Here is a 15,005-nt window from a genome sequence, read left to right as displayed (position 1 = left end):
TGCGGCACAATTGGCCGCATGACTCTGCTGCTGACCCTGGACGACGGTTCCGTGCAGCGCAAACTCGCCGACGCGGTGGAGTTCGCGCGAGCTGCGGTGCTGGAGAACGCACCCGAGGAGCAGCTCGGCGGGCACGTGGGGGTCACCCGCGAGGACGCGGTCACGGCGAGTCACCTGTTCGAGGCCCAGGTTCCGGGCTACGGCGGCTGGCGCTGGTCGGTGACGGTCGCGCTGGCGGGCGACGACGAGCCGGTGACGATCAGTGAGGTCGTGCTGGTGCCGGGCCCGTCGGCCCTGGTGGCGCCGGCCTGGGTGCCCTGGGAGCGCCGCGTCCGCGCGGGCGACCTCGGAGTGGGCGACATCTTCCCGACGGCGGAGAACGACCCCCGCCTCGTCCCGGCGTACCTGCAGTCGGACGACCCGGCGGTGGAGGAGGCGGCCCACGAGGCCGGCCTGGGCCGGGTCCACGTGCTGTCCCGTTTCGGCCGCACGGAGGCGGCGTCCCGCTGGCACGCGGGCGAGTTCGGCCCCCGCTCCGACATGGCGCGCAGTGCCCCGGACGTGTGCGGGACATGCGGGTTCTTCGTGCCGTTGGCGGGCTCGCTGCGCGGAGTGTTCGGGGTCTGCAGCAACGACATCGCCCCGGCGGACGGCCACGTGGTGGACGTGGAGTACGGGTGCGGAGCGCACTCGGAGGTAGAGGTAGAGGTGACATCCTCGGTCCCGGTGGCCGAGCTGGTGTACGACGACTCCCTGCTGGACTACGCCCCGGCCCTGTCAGGGGTGGTCGAGACGGCGGCGGCCGAGCCGGAGACGGGACTGGCGGAGTCGGACGTGTCGCCGGCCGAGGTGGAGCCGGAGGCAGCAGTGGAGCCGGAGCAGGCCCCGGCGGCGGCAGTGGCGGCTGATTCCGCTGCTGAGCTGGCGGAGATTTCGGCGGTGGCTGATTCGGCTGATTCGGCTGCTGCGGTGGCCGAGCCGGTGGCCGCGGAGGTGCCGGAGCCGGCGGCTTCGGAGCTGGCCGATTCGGTTCCGCCGGCGGCCGAGCCGGTCGCTGTGGAGCCGGAGGCGGCAGCCTCGGTGGCGGCTGATGAGGTCGCTGAGCCGGGTGAAGTGGTGGAGGCGCCTGAGCCGGCGACCTCCGAAGTGGCCGAGCCGGCTGGTCAGCAGGTTGAGGCGCTCGCCAGTGGAGCAGCCGAGCCGGCGGCGACCGGTGAAGTTGTCGAGCCGGTCGCAGCGCCGGAAGGGGCCGAGCCGATTGCGGCGGCGGCCGACGGGGTTGCCGAGCCAGTCGAGGCGTCGGTCGCTGCGGAGGCGGAACCCGTAGCGCCGGAGGCTGCCGACGAGATCGCCGAGCCGGTGGTGTCCGAGGTGCCGGAGCCCGCGGAAGCCGAGCCGACGCAGGCCGAGGTGACCGACGCAACCGAGCTTCCGGCCCCCGAGCCCCGCGAAGCGACGACCGAACCCGAGGCGGCCGGGATCCCGGTCGCGGCGGAGTCGGATGCGGCAGAAGTGGATCCCGTCCCGGCGGAGGTGGCCGATCTTGTCGCCGAGCCTCGTCCGACCGGTGGCGAAGCACCGTCCCCGGCCGAAGCCGCGCAGCCGGCCCCGATCGAGGCGACCGAGGCCGGTGAAGCCGAGTCGGCACAGGCTGAGGTGACCGGGGTTGCTGAGACCGTGCCGCAGGATGCGGAGCCCGTGGAAGCCGAGCCGGTTCAGGCTGAGGTGACCGAGGCTGTTGAGACCGTGCCGCAGGATGCGGAGCCCGCCGAGGCGGAGCCGGCCCACGCCGAGGTGACCGGGGTTGCTGAGGTCGAGCCGCAGGACGCGGTGGTGCCGGAGCCTGCTGAGGCGGAGCCGGCCCAGGCCGAGGTGACCGGGGTTGCTGAGGTCGAGCCGCAGGATGCGGAGCCTGCCCAAGCCGATGCAGTCGCCGCTCCGGATCCTGGTGGGTCGGAGGCGGGTGAGGTTCCGCGGGCCGCTCTCACCGGCGATGTCGTGACCGAAGCCGCCGCTGATGAAGCGCAAGCCCAGGTCGACGACGCTCCCGAACGGTGACCCACGACATCCCTGAGCCCGGGGATCCCTTCGGGACCGCGCGGCTCCGTGAGGCCACCCTGCGCTCCTGGCGGGACTCGCCCACCCGGCTCACCGAGGACACCAACGTCGAACGGGACCTCCGGGTCGGCGCCTACCGGGATCGGCTCTTCGTCGAGCTCGCGCAGAACGCCGCCGATGCCGCCATGGCCGGGGGAAAGCCCGGGCGGGTTCGGGTGTCCCTTGTGGACTCCGAACTCCGGTTCGCCAACACCGGCGCGCCGCTCGACGCCCGGGGTGTTGCCTCGCTCGCCTCGCTGCGCGCCTCCGGCAAGACCGGTGCCACCGTCGGGCGCTTCGGGGTCGGGTTCGCCGCCGTGCGGACCGTCTCCGACGAACCTCGCGTCGTCTCCGTCACCGGTGGGGTCGCCTTCTCCGCCGAGCGCACCCGGCAAGCCGCCGGGACCGACGGGGACGTTCCCGTCCTGCGGCTTCCCTGGCCCGTGCCCGCCGACGTGCCGCCCGGCTTCGACACCGAAGTGCGGCTGCCGCTGCGCGACGGCGTCGACGGGCGTGCCCTCCTCGGCGAACTCGCCCAGGACGTCGCCGATCTGCTGCTGGCCCTGCCCTGGCTGGGGGAATTCGACGTCGATGGTCGCGTTTGGACACGCGAGGCCGACGGTGACGTCGTCGACATCCGCGGCCCGGAACGGGAAACGCGCTGGCTGACCCACCGCGGTGACGTCGTCTGGGCCGTCCCGGTCGGCGCCGATGGTGCGCCGCGGCCGCTCGGCGAGGACGTGCTGCACGCCCCGACCCCGACCGACGACGGGCTGTCGCTGCCCGCCCGGCTGCTCGCCGCCGTTCCGGTCGAACCGTCGCGACGCCGCGCGCAGCCCGGGCCCGAGCTGGCGGAAGCGCTTGAGGCGGCCGCGAAAGAGTACGTCGAACTCGTCCGGCTGCTGCCGCCCGAACACCGGTTCGCGCTCGTTCCGGTGCCCGGATTCCCGAAGTCCACTGTAGACGCGAAACTGCGCGACGAGGTCTTGGAAGTCCTCAGTGGACAGACTTGGCTGTCCACTGAGGATGGTGTCGAGGTATCCGGACGGCAAGCCCGGGTGCTCGACGTCGACGTTCCCGGCTTGTGCGCGCTCTTCGCCGAGCTCGTCCCCGGCTTGCTCGAAGGTCCCGCGCAGGTACTCAAAGCCGTTGCGGTGCAGGTGATCGGCATCGAAGAGGTGCTGGAAACGCTTACCGGCGTCACCCGCGATCCGGGCTGGTGGCGAGAGGTCTACGCGGCTCTGGCGATCGCCGTCGAGTCGCACGCGCTCGCCGGGGAACGGCTGGAGGGTCTTCCGGTTCCGCTTTCGGACGGCCGGACCCTGCCGGGTGCTCGTGGCTGCCTGCTCGTGGAAGGCTCGGCCGAACTGCTCGACCTTCTGTCCGATGTGGACATCCCGGGACTGCGGCTGGTGCATCCCGCCGCGTCGCACCCGCTCCTGGAACGCTTGGGCGCCAAGCAAGCCGACGCCCGCGAGTTGCTCAACGCCGACCAGCTCCGCGATGCCGTCGAACGCAGTGTCGAGGACGTCCGGTCCGGATTGGACGGTACGACGCTCGCCGGCGCCGTGCTGCGGCTGATCGCCGACTGCGCGGACGACGCTCCCCGCTGGGTCGGCGCGCTCGCCCTGCCCGGCACCGAAACCTGGCGCCGCGCCGACGAACTCGTCCTCCCGGCGTCGCCGCTGCTCGACATCTTCGACGAAGAGGTCTTCGAGGAAGACGGCGCGATGGACGTCCTCGACGAAGATTTCGCCGAGGACTGGCCACAAAGCACGCTCGAGGCCGCCGGCGTGCTCGACTCCTTCGCGGTGGTCGTCGACGACGAACCGCACGAGCCCGACCACGACCTGCCCGACGAAGAGACCTGGTGGGACTCGCTTCCCGAGCCGCCCTCGACGCTCGTCGCCATCCGGGACCTCGACCTCGTCGCCGACGACGCGTGGCCCGCCGCCCTGCGCCTGCTCGCCGCGCGACCCGGGACGTGGCACGCCCTGCGCACGCCGCGCGGGCACGCCGGCTGGTGGATCGCGCAGTACGCCGTGCTCGAAGGGGCCGCGCCGAACGAGTGGCGCCTGCCGGACGCCGATCTCGCCGGGCTCTTCGACGAGGTCCCCGACGTCGGGTTGACCGAAGACCTCCTCAAGATCGCCGGCGTGCGCGCGGACCTCACGCTGTCCAGTGTGGACGAAGCAGGCGACCTCCTCGACCGGCTTGCCGACCCGGCTCGGGTGGTCTCGCCCGGGCTGGCCACCCGCGCCTACGGCGCCGTCGTCGAGTCCGGAGCAGAGCCCGGCGTGCCGCGGGCCGTCCGGGCCGCGGACGGGTCCGTTGTGGACGACGCGCTGGTCCTGGACGTGCCGTGGGTCGCCGGCGCGCTCGAGCCCGGCCGGTACGTGGTTGCCCCCGAGGACCCGGAACGGCTCGCGGACCTGCTCGACCTGCCGCTCGCGAGCGGCGAGCCCGCCGAGGTGACCAGCGAAGGCGAGTACGCGCACTGGGCCGAGCTCCCCGCGCTGAAGCTCGTTGCGGACCAGCTCGGCATCCGGCTCCCGGAGGGCGGCGTCCTGGTGCACGACCCGCTCACCGTGCACATCCAAGGCGCCGACCACGACGTCCAGTGGTGGTCCGACGACCGGCTGCACGCGGCCGACACCTCGGACGGCCTGGCGCGCGCGTTCGCCTGGGCGGCCGGGCGCTGGCCCGACCGGCACCTGATCACCGCGCTGCTCGACGACCCTTCGCCGCGGACGCTCTTCGCCTGAGCGCTAGAGCCGCTGGGCCGACTTCGACCCGCGGCGGGCGGCGGCGCGCTGCCAGGCGATGATCGCCAAGCCGACGAAGCCGAGCGCGAAACCGGACAGTGCCGTCTGCACCCACAGCCCCGAAGTCGTGAAGAAGAGCACCACCAGCGCGACAGCCCAGATCGAGGTGCCTACGATCACCACCGGCGTCAGGTCGGTGAGCTTCTTGGGCAGCTCCGGCGTGTGCCGCAACGAGCCCGTAACCTCCGGTGGATTGATCGGTTCACTCACGAGGTGCAGGGTACTCCGCAGCAGCGACAGAATGGGCAGGCGAATGGCGGAGCAGGAGACGACCCGCACCGGGACGTCCACACTGGACCGGTTCTTCAAGATCAGCGAGCGGGGGTCGACCGTGTCGCGCGAGCTGCGCGGCGGCCTGGTCACCTTCGTCACGATGGCCTACATCGTGGTGCTGAACCCGCTGATCATCGGCAGCTTCTCGGCCGACGACGCGGGCGCGCACAAGGACGTCCTCGGCGGCATCCTCCCGGTGCCGCAGGTCGCCGCGGTGACCGCGCTCGTCGCCGGTGTGCTGACCATCCTCATGGGCCTGGTCGCGAACTACCCGTTCGCCATCGCCACCGGCCTGGGCATCAACAGCCTGGTCGCGGTCACCATCGCCCCGCAGATGACCTGGCCCGAGGCGATGGGCCTGGTGGTCATCGAGGGTGTGATCATCGTGGTGCTCGTGTTCACCGGGTTCCGCACCGCGGTGTTCCGGGCCGTGCCGGCCGCGCTGAAGTCCGCGATCGCCGTCGGCATCGGCGTGTTCATCTGCCTGATCGGCCTGGTCGACGCCGGGTTCGTGCGCCGGCTGCCGGACGCCGCGAACACCACCGTCCCGGTCGGACTCGGTATCAACGGCTCGATCGCCTCCTGGCCGACCGCGGTGTTCGTCGTCGGCCTCCTGATCACCGGCATCCTGGTCGTGCGCAAGGTCAAGGGCGCGATCCTCATCGGCGTCCTGGCGTCGACGGTGCTGGCCATCGTCGTCGAGGCGATCGTCAAGGCCGGGCCGTCGCAGGGCACCAACCCGAAGGGCTGGAACCTCGGCTACCCGGCGTTGCCGGACCAGGTGCTCGGCCTGCCGAACCTCTCGCTGGTCGGCGACGTCTCGTTCGGCGCCTGGACGCGGCTGCCGATCATCACCGTCTGCCTGCTGGTGTTCACGCTGGTCCTGGCCGACTTCTTCGACGCGATGGGCACCATGACCGGCCTCGCCAAGGAGGCCGACCTGCTCCCGAAGGACGGCCAGCTGCCCAACGTCGGCAAGGCGCTGTTCGTCGAGGGGCTCGCGGGCGCGGCCGGCGGCTTCGGCTCGGCCAGCTCGAACACGGTGTTCGTCGAGTCGGCGTCCGGCATCGCCGAAGGCGCGCGGACGGGCCTGGCGAACGTCGTCACCGGCGTGCTGTTCCTCGCCGCCATGTTCCTGACCCCGCTGTACCAGGTGGTGCCGGTCGAGGCGGCCGCCCCGGCGCTGGTCGTCGTCGGCGCGATGCTCATGTCGCAGGTCCGCGACATCGACTTCACCGACTACTCGATCGCGCTGCCGGCGTTCCTGACCATCGTGGTCATGCCGTTCACCTACTCGATCGCGAACGGCATCGGCGCCGGCTTCGTCAGCTACGTCGTCATCCGCGCGGCCACCGGCAAGGCCCGCCAGGTGCACCCGCTGATGTGGGTGATCGCGCTGGCCTTCGTGGCGTACTTCACGGTCGGCCCGCTCCAGGCGGCGTTCCGCTGATCAGCCCCTGATCTTCAGGGCTTCGTCGAGGACGCCCCGGTTGCGCTCGAATTCGGCGACCGGGGCCTCGAATCGCACCGTCACCAGTGCGTCGCCGGCGCCGAGGCCGACCACGGTCACCCGCCGCGCCACGCCGTCGCGCTCGTAGGTGTAGTCCCATTCCGCGGCGTCCCGGTCGGCGATCGGGGCGTGCTCCGCCACGGTGCCGCCCTGCCCGCCGGCCACCGCCCGGAGCCCGCCGAGGGCGTCCTCCTGCGTGATCGGCACCCGATCGGTCTCGAGCAGGAGCGCACCCCGGCGGTAGCTCGCGCGCTCCTTGTCGCGGCTCACGGCCCAGGACGACGGCACCGGGATCTCGATCGCCGAGCCGGGGCCGGCCGCGTCCGGGAGCTGGTAGATCTCCAACGTGCCCTGGATGATCTTGGGTGTCGTCGGCGGTGGGGCGGCTGCCGGCGTCTCGTCACCGCCGCCGGTGAACTGGGCCACCACGATCGCCAGAACCGCCGCGCCGATCACGGCCGAGCCCACCAGTTTCTTGTTCATCCGGCTCCCCGTGTTCTGCTCCTGGTGAGGACGCGCGGGCCTGCTCCGGGTTGCGGTTTGACGGAGATCACCCGTGTGGCCGATGTTTCGTAAGGTATGCTAACTATATGTCCGGCGACACGCACGAACGCTCGTTGGCGAGCCGTTTGCGTCTCGCGGTGGTCCGGCTCAACCGTCGGTTGCGGGCACAGCGCGTCGGGGACGACCTCACGCTGACGCAGGTCGCCGCGCTGTCCACCTTGCACAAGTGCGGTGCGCTGACCCCGGGGCAGCTCGCCGCGAAGGAAGGCGTCCAGCCACCTTCGATGACGAGGGTGATCGCCGCGCTCGAGGAGCAGGGGTTCGTCGAGCGGCGCCCGCACCCGACCGATGGCAGGCAAGCCATCGTCGAGCTGTCGGAGAGCGGGCTGACCTACGTGCGGAAGGCCATTTCCGTGCGGGAGGCGTGGCTGGACCGGCAATTGGCGGAACTCGGCGACGAAGAGCGTGAAGTGCTCTCCAAAGCCGCCGAAATCATAGACAGGATGGCGGGGAACTAACCACGGTGACGGCCACGGGTAGCGAAACCAAGCGTTCGATCCAGACCACTGCTACCCGGGAGACGGCCTCACCGCCGTCCGCGTCACCGCCATCCCTGTCCACGCGCCGCAGCATGTTCGCCTCGCTGCGGGTCCGCAACTACCGGCTGTTCTTCACCGGCCAGGTCATCTCGAACATCGGCACCTGGATGCAGCGCATCGCCCAGGACTGGCTGGTGTTCACCCTCAGCGGCAACAACCCGATCGCCCTCGGTGTCGCGGTCGCGCTGCAGTTCACCCCGACGCTGTTCCTTTCGCTGTGGGCCGGCGTCCTCGCCGACCGCGTCGACAAGCGGCGGCTGCTCACCTGGATCCAGGTCGCGGCGTGTTCGCAGGCCGTGATCCTCGGTGTGCTCGACCTGAGCGGATTCGCCGCGCTGTGGCACGTCTACGTCCTGTGCTTCACGCTCGGCGTGACCGCGGCGCTGGAAGTGCCGACGCGGCAGTCGTTCGTCGCCGAGATGGTGGGCCGCGACCAGGTGGCCAACGCCGTCGCGCTCAACTCGTCGATCTTCAACATGGCGCGGATCGTCGGCCCGGCCATCGCCGGGTTCGCGATCACCTGGATCGGCACCGGCTGGCTGTTCATCGCGAACGCGGTCAGCACGATCGCGGTGATCACCGGGCTGGTCCTGATGAATCCGGACAAGCTGTTCCGCGTCGCGGCGGTGCCGCGCGAGAAGGGCCAGCTGGCCGAGGGCCTGCGGTACGTCCGCCGCCGGTCGGACCTGATGACGGTGATGGTGCTGGTCCTGTTCGTCAGCACGTTCGGGATCACGTACTTCAGCTCGCTGCCGATCGTCGCGGCGAACGTCTTCCACACCGCGGCCGACGGCTACGGCCTCCTTTCGACGCTGGTGGCGGTCGGCACCTTCACCGGCGCGGTGATGTCCGCCCGCCGCGGCACGAAGGGCCGGCCGCGGGTGCGGCTGATGCTGGTGTCGGCGTTCTTCCTCGGCGTGTTCGAGGTGATCACGGCGTTCATGCCGACGTACCTGACGTTCGGCCTCGGCCTGATCCCGCTCGGCTTCGCCACGATGACGTTCCTCAACACGGCGAACGCGCTGGTGCAGACGTCGGTCAGCCCGGAGATGCGCGGACGCGTGATGGGGCTGTACGTGCTGGTGCTCATCGGCGGCAACCCGATCGGCGGGCCGATGGTGGGGTGGATGGCTCAGGAGTTCGGCGGGCGGTCTCCCTTCTACATCGGTGGGGCGGTGTCGGCGGTGGCCGCGGTCGTGTGCGCGGTGGTGCTGATCCGGCGGGGCGGGGTTTCCTGGCCGGTGAAGCGAGGGCTGGGGCTGCGGGTGCTGAAGCGGGCCAAGGCCTGACCGGCAGTATCGGTTCGTAATCACAGCGCGACCGTATTGGCGGGCACCGACAAAAACCGGCGGCCTGCGCCCCGGCGTCACCCGGAAGAGTGAGATCCGAGTCTCCGTGGTCCAGCTCTTGCCCGCGGAGATGAGGTTAGGCTAACCTCATGCATGTCCGCTTCGTGGTGGGAGCGGCAGTCAGTTCGGGAACGGACGGAGCCCCGGCCCTGGGAAAACCCCAGGCCGGGGCTTCGTTCATGTCAGCGCAGTGTCAGCTCAGCGCAGTGTCCGGCTGGGGCACGCCGCGCGTCAAGGGACTCCCGCCCGGTGGTACCGGCAGGCGGGTCAACGTCATGCCGAAGTACACGCGGTATGCCGCGCGGATCGCCTCCTCGGTGGGCAGGTGGACCTCGTCGCGGACGCCGTCGACCGTCTCGATCAGCTTGTCGCCGGACAGGGTCACCCGGCCCTGCGAGGTCGGGCGGGAGCACGTCAGCGAGCGGGTGAAGTGGGACTCCGGGGACGTCGTCTGCCACCACGCCATCGGGATGAAGTCGGCCAGCGGGCGCGGGCGGCGCTCCAGGCGGTACTGCGGTTCGCCGTCGCGGAGGACGTCGAAGTCGCCGTGCGGGGCGTCCAGGATCAGGAACTCGCCCTCGGCGTCGCGCTGGGCGTCCACTGCGGACAGCAGCAGCGGGTGCCGGGCGAAGCGGCCGAAACCGACGTCCACCAGCCAGTCCGCCGAGTCCAGTGACACGACGATCGCCGCGTGGTCCAGCGGCGGGCCGGGCGTGCCGTCGGGGCCGAAGACCTGGGCCGCGTGCAGGGAAGCGTCGTAGCCCAGCGCCCGCAGCAATGCCGCGAACAGGCCGTTCAGCTCGTAGCAGAACCCACCTCGGCGGCGGTGCACGATCTTGCCGAACAGTGCGTCCTCGTCCAGGACGACCGGCTCCCCGAGGTGGCTGCTCAGGGTTCTCGAACGGCACCGCGGCCAGGTGGCGTTCCTGCAGGTGGCGCAGCGTCGCGAGGTCGGGCGCCGCCGGGCGGGCGACGCCGAGGCGGTCCAGGTACGCGTCGATCTCCATGCCGTCCACTGAAACACCTCGACCGTGCTCGAGGTCAAGGCGGTTCAAGCCGGCGACGAAAAACGGGGCCCTCCCGGAAGGAGAGCCCCGTTCGACGCGAAGAACTCAGCTGAGCAGCAGGCCGTTGCCGCCGGCGACGGCGTTGTCGAAGCGCTTGCTGATCTCGGCCCAGTTGAAGATGTTCCACAGGGCCTCGACGTACTTCGGCTTGACGTTCTTGTAGTCGAGGTAGAACGCGTGCTCCCAGACGTCGACCAGGAGGATCGGCGTGGTCGGCAGCACCAGGTTGTTGTGGTGGTCGCGCAGCTGCTGGGTGATCAGCGTCTTGCCGATCGGGTCCCAGGACAGCGCGCCCCAGCCGTTGCCCTGGATGGTCGTCGCGACGGCGGTGAACTGCGCCTTGAACTTGTCGAAGGAGCCGAACGCCTCGTCGATCGCCGCGGCCAGCTCACCGGTCGGCTTGTCGCCACCCTCCGGCGACAGGATCTTCCACCACACGACGTGGTTGGCGTGCCCGGCCAGGTGGAAGGCGAGCGTGGTCTGCAGGCCGACGATGTCACCGAAGTTGCCGGCGTCACGGGCTTCGGCGATCTTGTCGAGGGTGTCGTTCGCGCCCTTGACGTAGGTCGCGTGGTGCTTGCTGTGGTGCAGCTCGTTGATCTCGCCGGAGATGTGCGGCGCGAGGGCGCTGTAGTCGTAGTCGAGATCGGGGAGCTCGTAGCGGGCCATTGGCCCTCCTTCTTTCTTCGACACAAGTTTCCGGTACCGAACCTAGTAGCACACGCCCCTTCGCGGCGAGTGGGGGCGGTACGTGGGACGGCGGCTCGTGAATGGCGTACCCCGGAGGCGCACCACTCGAAACCGAGCCTGCAACTTGAACCTAAGTGGAGGTCAACGGGCTGTGAGATCGATCATTCAGGCGCGGAACTCGTCGAGGCGCAGCGCCAGCTCGTCGAACACCGCGACGTTGCACTCGAACGCCACCAGCGTCTCGTCGATCACCCGGGCGCGCTCGGTGTCGTCCCAGGGCGCGGTGTCCAGCTTCGCGCGGTACCGGTCGCGGAAGCGGGGCGCGCTGCCGATGCCGTCGAAGTGGTAGAAGAGCGCGCCGGCCTCGGCGACGTCGTAGTTCTTCTCGAGCGTCCGCCGGATGACCTGGCCACCGGCGATGTCGCCGAGGTAGCGCGTGTAGTGGTGGGCGACGTACCCGCCGGCCCACGTCGACGCTTCGCGAACCCGGGCGACGTACGCCTCCGTGGAGGCGAGCGGCGAAATCGTCGCGCGCCAGTCCGGACCCACCAGGTGGGCGAGGTCGCGCTCGAGGAGCGGGAGCCGCCGCAGCTCGTCGAAGACGAACTCGCCGCCGACCGGGTCGCCGGCCATGGCGTCGCTCGCCGCCTCGATCGCGCTGTAGACGAAGTAGTACTGGATCGCCAGCTGGGTGTAGCCGTCCTGCTTCAGCTCCCCGCCGAGCAGGGCACGCATGTACGTCGAGTAGTTCGCCCGGTCGTGGACTTCGAGGGTCGAGGCGCGCAGGGTTGCCGAGAACGGGCGGGCGTCCGTGGTCACCGACATGGGCAGGCCTCCCGGCGATCGATCTGACACGATGTCAGAAAGATCGTAGGGCATGAACCGGACTTAGGCCACCCTAAACCGCCGCGCCGACCGCACGCAGGACAAACCGCACCGCCGCCTCGACGACGTCGTCCAGCTGTCCGGCCGGCCCGTCGACCAGCGTCCGGTTGCCCAGGGCCGCGGTGATCATCGGGATCAGGACGTCCGGGTCCTCGGCCGGCCAGCGGCCCAGGTCGACGCCGCCGGCGAGGATGGCGCGCAGGCGGTCGGTGATCGGGTCGGCGTGCGCGCTGATGCGCCGGTACGCCGCCGGTGCCAGCGCCGACGCGAGCGCCGTGCCCGGTGGCATGTGGTACTCGGCCAGCACGCGCAGCTGGAGCCGGACGAACGTGGCCAGCTGGTCGACCGGATCGGCCTGCGCCTCGACGGCCTCGGTCAGCCGCTTGACGTACTGGGCCGCTTCGTCCTCGACGAAGGCGACCAGCAGGCTTTCCTTGTCGGGGAAGTGGTTGTACAGCGCGGTCCGGCCCACCCCGGCCGCCGACGCGACGCCGGCCAGGGTGATCGCGTCGAAGCCGCGCTCGTAGAGCTGCGCGCGCAGGACGTCGAAGACCCGGGCCCGCACCTCGCGCCGGTGCGCCTCCAGCGACTCACCGAGAATCTTCGGCATCCACCCAGGCTAGCGGGAAGGGGCACTTTCACGTGAAAGCTCGGCTTCGGTCAGTCGGCCACCGGCCAGGTGTGGACTGGTTCGCCCATTTCCGACAGCTCCAGGTAGCGGCCCAGCATCAGGCTCAGTGCCGCCTCGCGGTCGAGCCCGCGCTCCTGGGCCCGCAGGACGTAGTCCCGCTGCCAGGTCGCCCCGGTCCGCCGCGCCAGGCACCGGCGTTCGATGATCCCGAGGTAGCGCTCGCGGGCTTCGTCGGAGACCTCGGAGCGGCGCAGGCCCTCGTGGGCGAGGGGCAGCAGCACGCGCAGCGCCAGCTCGTCCGGCGGGATCCAGCCGATGCCCGGCCAGTACAGCTGCCCGTCGAAGCCCCGCCGCGCGCCCGCGTAGAGGTTTTCCTCGGCGGCCTGGAACGACATCTGGCTCCACACCGGGCGTTCCGCGTCGGCGAGCGCGCGCTGGGCGCCGTAGAAGAAGGCCGCGTTCGCCACCGTGTCGACCACCGTCGGCCCGGCAGGCAGCACCCGGTTCTCCACGCGCAGGTGCGGCAGGCCGTCGACGACGTCGTACACCGGGCGGTTCCAGCGCCAGATGGTGCCGTTGTGCATGCGCAGCTCGGTGAGCTTCGGCGCCTGGCCCGCGTCGAGCGCCTCGATCGGGTCTTCGGCGTCGGTTTCCGGGAGCAGGCCGGGGAAGTAGCGGACGTTCTCCTCGAACAGGTCGAAGATCGACGTGATCCAGCGCTCGCCGAACCACACGCGCGGCCGCACGCCCTGGTTCTTCAGCTCCTCCGGACGGGTGTCGGTCGCCTGGAGGAACAGCGGGATCCGCGTCTCGTGCCACAGCGCCTTGCCGAGCAGGAACGGCGAATTCGACGCGAGGGCGATCTGCAGCCCGGCCAGGCACTGTGCCGCGTTCCAGTGCGCGGCGAACTCCTCGGGCGCGACCTGCAGGTGCAGCTGCACGCTGGTGCACGCGGCCTCCGGCAGGATCGACTCCGCGTAGCTGCGCAGGCGTTCGGGCGGCCGGCCCGGCAGCGGCGCGCCTTCCATGGCGAGCACTGTGCGTTCGCCGCGCGCGGCGAAGATCTGGTCGTTCAGCGAGGAGTACCGGGTCTTGTTGGTGAGCCACTTCTGGTCGAAGTGCTCGTGCTTCAACGTCGGCAGGATGCCGATCATCGCCACCGACGAGCCGGTGTCGCGAGCCTTCGTCGCCGCGGTGTCGAGGTACGCGCGGAGGTCGTCTTCGAGCTGGAGAGCGGAATCGCCGGCCAGCGGCCGCGGCGGAACGTTCAGTTCGATGTTGTGCTGGCCCAGCTCGGTGGTGAACGACGGGTCGTCGAGCGCCTCCAGCACCGCGGTGTTCGTCATCGACGGGCGCAGCTCGCGGTCGACGAGGTTCAGTTCGACTTCGAGGCCGATGTTCTTGCGGGGGAACGAAAAACTGCCGTCGGTGAGCATGCGGGCCAGCGTGTCGAGGCAACGCTGCACCTTGCGGCGGTACCGTCCTCGGTCCAGCGTGTTGAACGGCTGAGCCTCGAGGTCCATCCCCATGACCATCCCTGCTTCGTGTCGGCGTGGACTAGGACGTGTTTCAGGCCCCGGCGGACAACCGTTACACAGGCGATGCACCCGGGCTAGCGGCCAAACTGGTGCTGTCCGTCACGGGCCGTCAACCGAAAGCAAAATGGCCCCGTTCGTACCACCGCGCGGTGGACGTTCGGACCAGTGAGCCGCCCGGCAAGCGGGTGACAGACTGGGCGGATGGGCGTGATCCACATCGACCACTCCGGCGACCCCCGCGTCGACGATTTTCGCGACCTTTCCACTGCGGACCGCCGGCCCGACCGGCCCGGCGGCCGGGGACTCGTCATCGCCGAAGGCACCGTCGTGGTGTCCCGGCTGCTGGCGTCCCGCTACCCGGTACGGGCGCTGCTGGGCGTGGAGCGGCGGTTCGCGGAACTGGCCGGTGACCTGGCGGGGCTCGACGTGCCGCAGTACGTCACCTCGGCGGACACCATGGCCGACATCGTCGGGTTCCACCTCAACCGCGGGATGCTGGCCGTCGCCGACCGGCCGTCGCCGCTGACGGTTTCCGAAGTCGTCGGCGGCACCGGGCCGATCGCCGTGCTGGAAGGCGTTGGCGACCACGAAAACCTCGGTGCGCTCTTCCGCAACGCGGCCGCGCTCGGCGTCGGCGGAGTGCTGCTCGGCCCCGGCTGTTCCGACCCGCTGTACCGGCGCAGCGTTCGCGTGTCGATGGGCCACGTCCTGCGTGTGCCGTTCGGGCACCTGACGGATTGGCCGGGCGGGCTCGACGACCTCCGTGCGCGCGGGTTCACCATCGCGGCGCTCACCCCGCGGCCGGGGTCGATCCCGCTGCCCGCGTTGCGGGAGCACGCGTCCGGGCGGGTGGCGCTGCTCTTCGGTGCCGAAGGTCCCGGGCTGACCGAGACGGCGCTCGCGGCGGCTGATCATGCCGTCCGGATACCCATGACGGCGGGAGTCGATTCACTGAACATCGCCACGGCCGCCGCCGTTGCCTTCTACGAACTGGCCCGGGACGGCTAAGGTTTTCAGTCTTCGAGGGGTTTTGGTCG

12 protein-coding genes and 1 pseudogene are annotated in these 15,005 nt (G+C 70.6%); 6 read left to right on the top strand and 7 right to left on the bottom strand.

What is annotated here, in order from left to right; genetic code table 11:
• Positions 1-18: 18 nt before the first annotated feature.
• Together ACLJQE_RS00665 and ACLJQE_RS00660 are read left to right on the top strand one after the other, a co-directional pair.
• Positions 19-2,058 carry a DUF3027 domain-containing protein gene (locus ACLJQE_RS00665; protein ID WP_410636949.1) on the top strand — a complete coding sequence of 680 codons (2,040 nt, stop codon included), beginning with the start codon at positions 19-21 and terminating at the stop codon, positions 2,056-2,058.
• Complete coding sequence (locus ACLJQE_RS00660) at positions 2,055-4,862, top strand: sacsin N-terminal ATP-binding-like domain-containing protein (protein WP_410636948.1); 2,808 nt, start codon at positions 2,055-2,057, stop codon at positions 4,860-4,862. The genes ACLJQE_RS00665 and ACLJQE_RS00660 overlap by 4 nt, the downstream gene beginning before the upstream one ends.
• Before the next feature lie 3 nt (positions 4,863-4,865).
• Here ACLJQE_RS00660 and ACLJQE_RS00655 read toward each other — a convergent pair whose 3' ends face one another.
• Positions 4,866-5,093 carry a DUF2530 domain-containing protein gene (locus tag ACLJQE_RS00655; RefSeq protein WP_410638268.1) on the bottom strand — a complete coding sequence of 76 codons (228 nt, stop codon included), beginning with the start codon at positions 5,091-5,093 and terminating at the stop codon, positions 4,866-4,868.
• 82 nt (positions 5,094-5,175) lie between these two features.
• Between ACLJQE_RS00655 and ACLJQE_RS00650 the strand changes: the two genes are divergently transcribed.
• Positions 5,176-6,645 (top strand): NCS2 family permease, encoded by a 1,470-nt coding sequence (locus tag ACLJQE_RS00650; protein WP_410638266.1) that lies wholly within the window; start codon positions 5,176-5,178, stop codon positions 6,643-6,645.
• On the opposite strand, the gene ACLJQE_RS00645 is transcribed toward ACLJQE_RS00650, so the two are convergent.
• Complete coding sequence (locus tag ACLJQE_RS00645; protein WP_410636947.1) at positions 6,646-7,188, bottom strand: hypothetical protein; 543 nt, start codon at positions 7,186-7,188, stop codon at positions 6,646-6,648. It abuts the gene before it with no gap.
• A 107-nt stretch (positions 7,189-7,295) separates the two neighbouring features.
• On the opposite strand from ACLJQE_RS00645, the gene ACLJQE_RS00640 reads away from it, so the two are divergent.
• Entirely contained in the window at positions 7,296-7,727 is a 432-nt protein-coding gene (locus ACLJQE_RS00640; protein WP_410636946.1) for a MarR family winged helix-turn-helix transcriptional regulator, read from the top strand.
• Between the two features lie 113 nt (positions 7,728-7,840).
• Positions 7,841-9,097: an MFS transporter gene (locus tag ACLJQE_RS00635; protein WP_410636945.1), complete on the top strand. Its 1,257-nt coding sequence runs from the start codon at positions 7,841-7,843 to the stop codon at positions 9,095-9,097.
• A gap of 253 nt (positions 9,098-9,350) precedes the next feature.
• Here the strand turns inward: ACLJQE_RS00635 and ACLJQE_RS00630 are convergent.
• The 5 genes and pseudogenes from ACLJQE_RS00630 to ACLJQE_RS00610 all read right to left on the bottom strand — a co-directional run bounded on the left by ACLJQE_RS00630 (position 9,351) and on the right by ACLJQE_RS00610 (position 13,959).
• Positions 9,351-10,164 (bottom strand): annotated as a pseudogene (locus ACLJQE_RS00630) (arylamine N-acetyltransferase family protein).
• 105 nt (positions 10,165-10,269) lie between these two features.
• Positions 10,270-10,893, bottom strand: coding sequence for a superoxide dismutase (locus tag ACLJQE_RS00625; protein ID WP_410636944.1), 624 nt, complete (start codon positions 10,891-10,893; stop codon positions 10,270-10,272).
• A 186-nt stretch (positions 10,894-11,079) separates the two neighbouring features.
• Positions 11,080-11,739 carry a heme oxygenase (biliverdin-producing) gene (locus ACLJQE_RS00620; RefSeq protein ID WP_410636943.1) on the bottom strand — a complete coding sequence of 220 codons (660 nt, stop codon included), beginning with the start codon at positions 11,737-11,739 and terminating at the stop codon, positions 11,080-11,082.
• 73 nt (positions 11,740-11,812) lie between these two features.
• A complete protein-coding gene (locus ACLJQE_RS00615) occupies positions 11,813-12,409 on the bottom strand; it encodes a TetR/AcrR family transcriptional regulator (RefSeq protein ID WP_410636942.1) in 597 nt (198 codons plus the stop codon).
• A 50-nt stretch (positions 12,410-12,459) separates the two neighbouring features.
• Positions 12,460-13,959, bottom strand: a complete 1,500-nt coding sequence (locus ACLJQE_RS00610) for a glutamate-cysteine ligase family protein (protein WP_410636941.1) — start codon at positions 13,957-13,959, stop codon at positions 12,460-12,462.
• A gap of 210 nt (positions 13,960-14,169) precedes the next feature.
• On the opposite strand from ACLJQE_RS00610, the gene ACLJQE_RS00605 reads away from it, so the two are divergent.
• On the top strand, positions 14,170-14,976 hold the full coding sequence (locus ACLJQE_RS00605; RefSeq protein ID WP_410636940.1) for a TrmH family RNA methyltransferase: 807 nt from the start codon (positions 14,170-14,172) through the stop codon (positions 14,974-14,976).
• The last annotated feature ends 29 nt before the right edge of the window (positions 14,977-15,005 follow it).

This window comes from Amycolatopsis sp. lyj-346, from assembly GCF_046548975.1.
Taxonomy (GTDB): Bacteria; Actinomycetota; Actinomycetes; order Mycobacteriales; family Pseudonocardiaceae; genus Amycolatopsis.
Note: the sequence above shows the minus strand (reverse complement) of the source record. Positions and strands in the feature narration are given on the sequence as shown.

Excerpts from the sequence above, each read along its gene's own strand:
- ACLJQE_RS00665 (WP_410636949.1), top strand. The coding sequence starts at position 19 with ATGACTCTGCTGCTGACCCTGGACGACGGTTCCGTGCAGCGCAAACTC.
- ACLJQE_RS00650 (WP_410638266.1), top strand. The coding sequence starts at position 5,176 with ATGGCGGAGCAGGAGACGACCCGCACCGGGACGTCCACACTGGACCGG.
- ACLJQE_RS00645 (WP_410636947.1), bottom strand. The coding sequence starts at position 7,188 with ATGAACAAGAAACTGGTGGGCTCGGCCGTGATCGGCGCGGCGGTTCTG.
- ACLJQE_RS00640 (WP_410636946.1), top strand. The coding sequence starts at position 7,296 with ATGTCCGGCGACACGCACGAACGCTCGTTGGCGAGCCGTTTGCGTCTC.
- ACLJQE_RS00635 (WP_410636945.1), top strand. The coding sequence starts at position 7,841 with ATGTTCGCCTCGCTGCGGGTCCGCAACTACCGGCTGTTCTTCACCGGC.
- ACLJQE_RS00625 (WP_410636944.1), bottom strand. The coding sequence starts at position 10,893 with ATGGCCCGCTACGAGCTCCCCGATCTCGACTACGACTACAGCGCCCTC.
- ACLJQE_RS00620 (WP_410636943.1), bottom strand. The coding sequence starts at position 11,739 with ATGTCGGTGACCACGGACGCCCGCCCGTTCTCGGCAACCCTGCGCGCC.
- ACLJQE_RS00615 (WP_410636942.1), bottom strand. The coding sequence starts at position 12,409 with ATGCCGAAGATTCTCGGTGAGTCGCTGGAGGCGCACCGGCGCGAGGTG.
- ACLJQE_RS00610 (WP_410636941.1), bottom strand. The coding sequence starts at position 13,959 with ATGGGGATGGACCTCGAGGCTCAGCCGTTCAACACGCTGGACCGAGGA.
- ACLJQE_RS00605 (WP_410636940.1), top strand. The coding sequence starts at position 14,170 with ATGGGCGTGATCCACATCGACCACTCCGGCGACCCCCGCGTCGACGAT.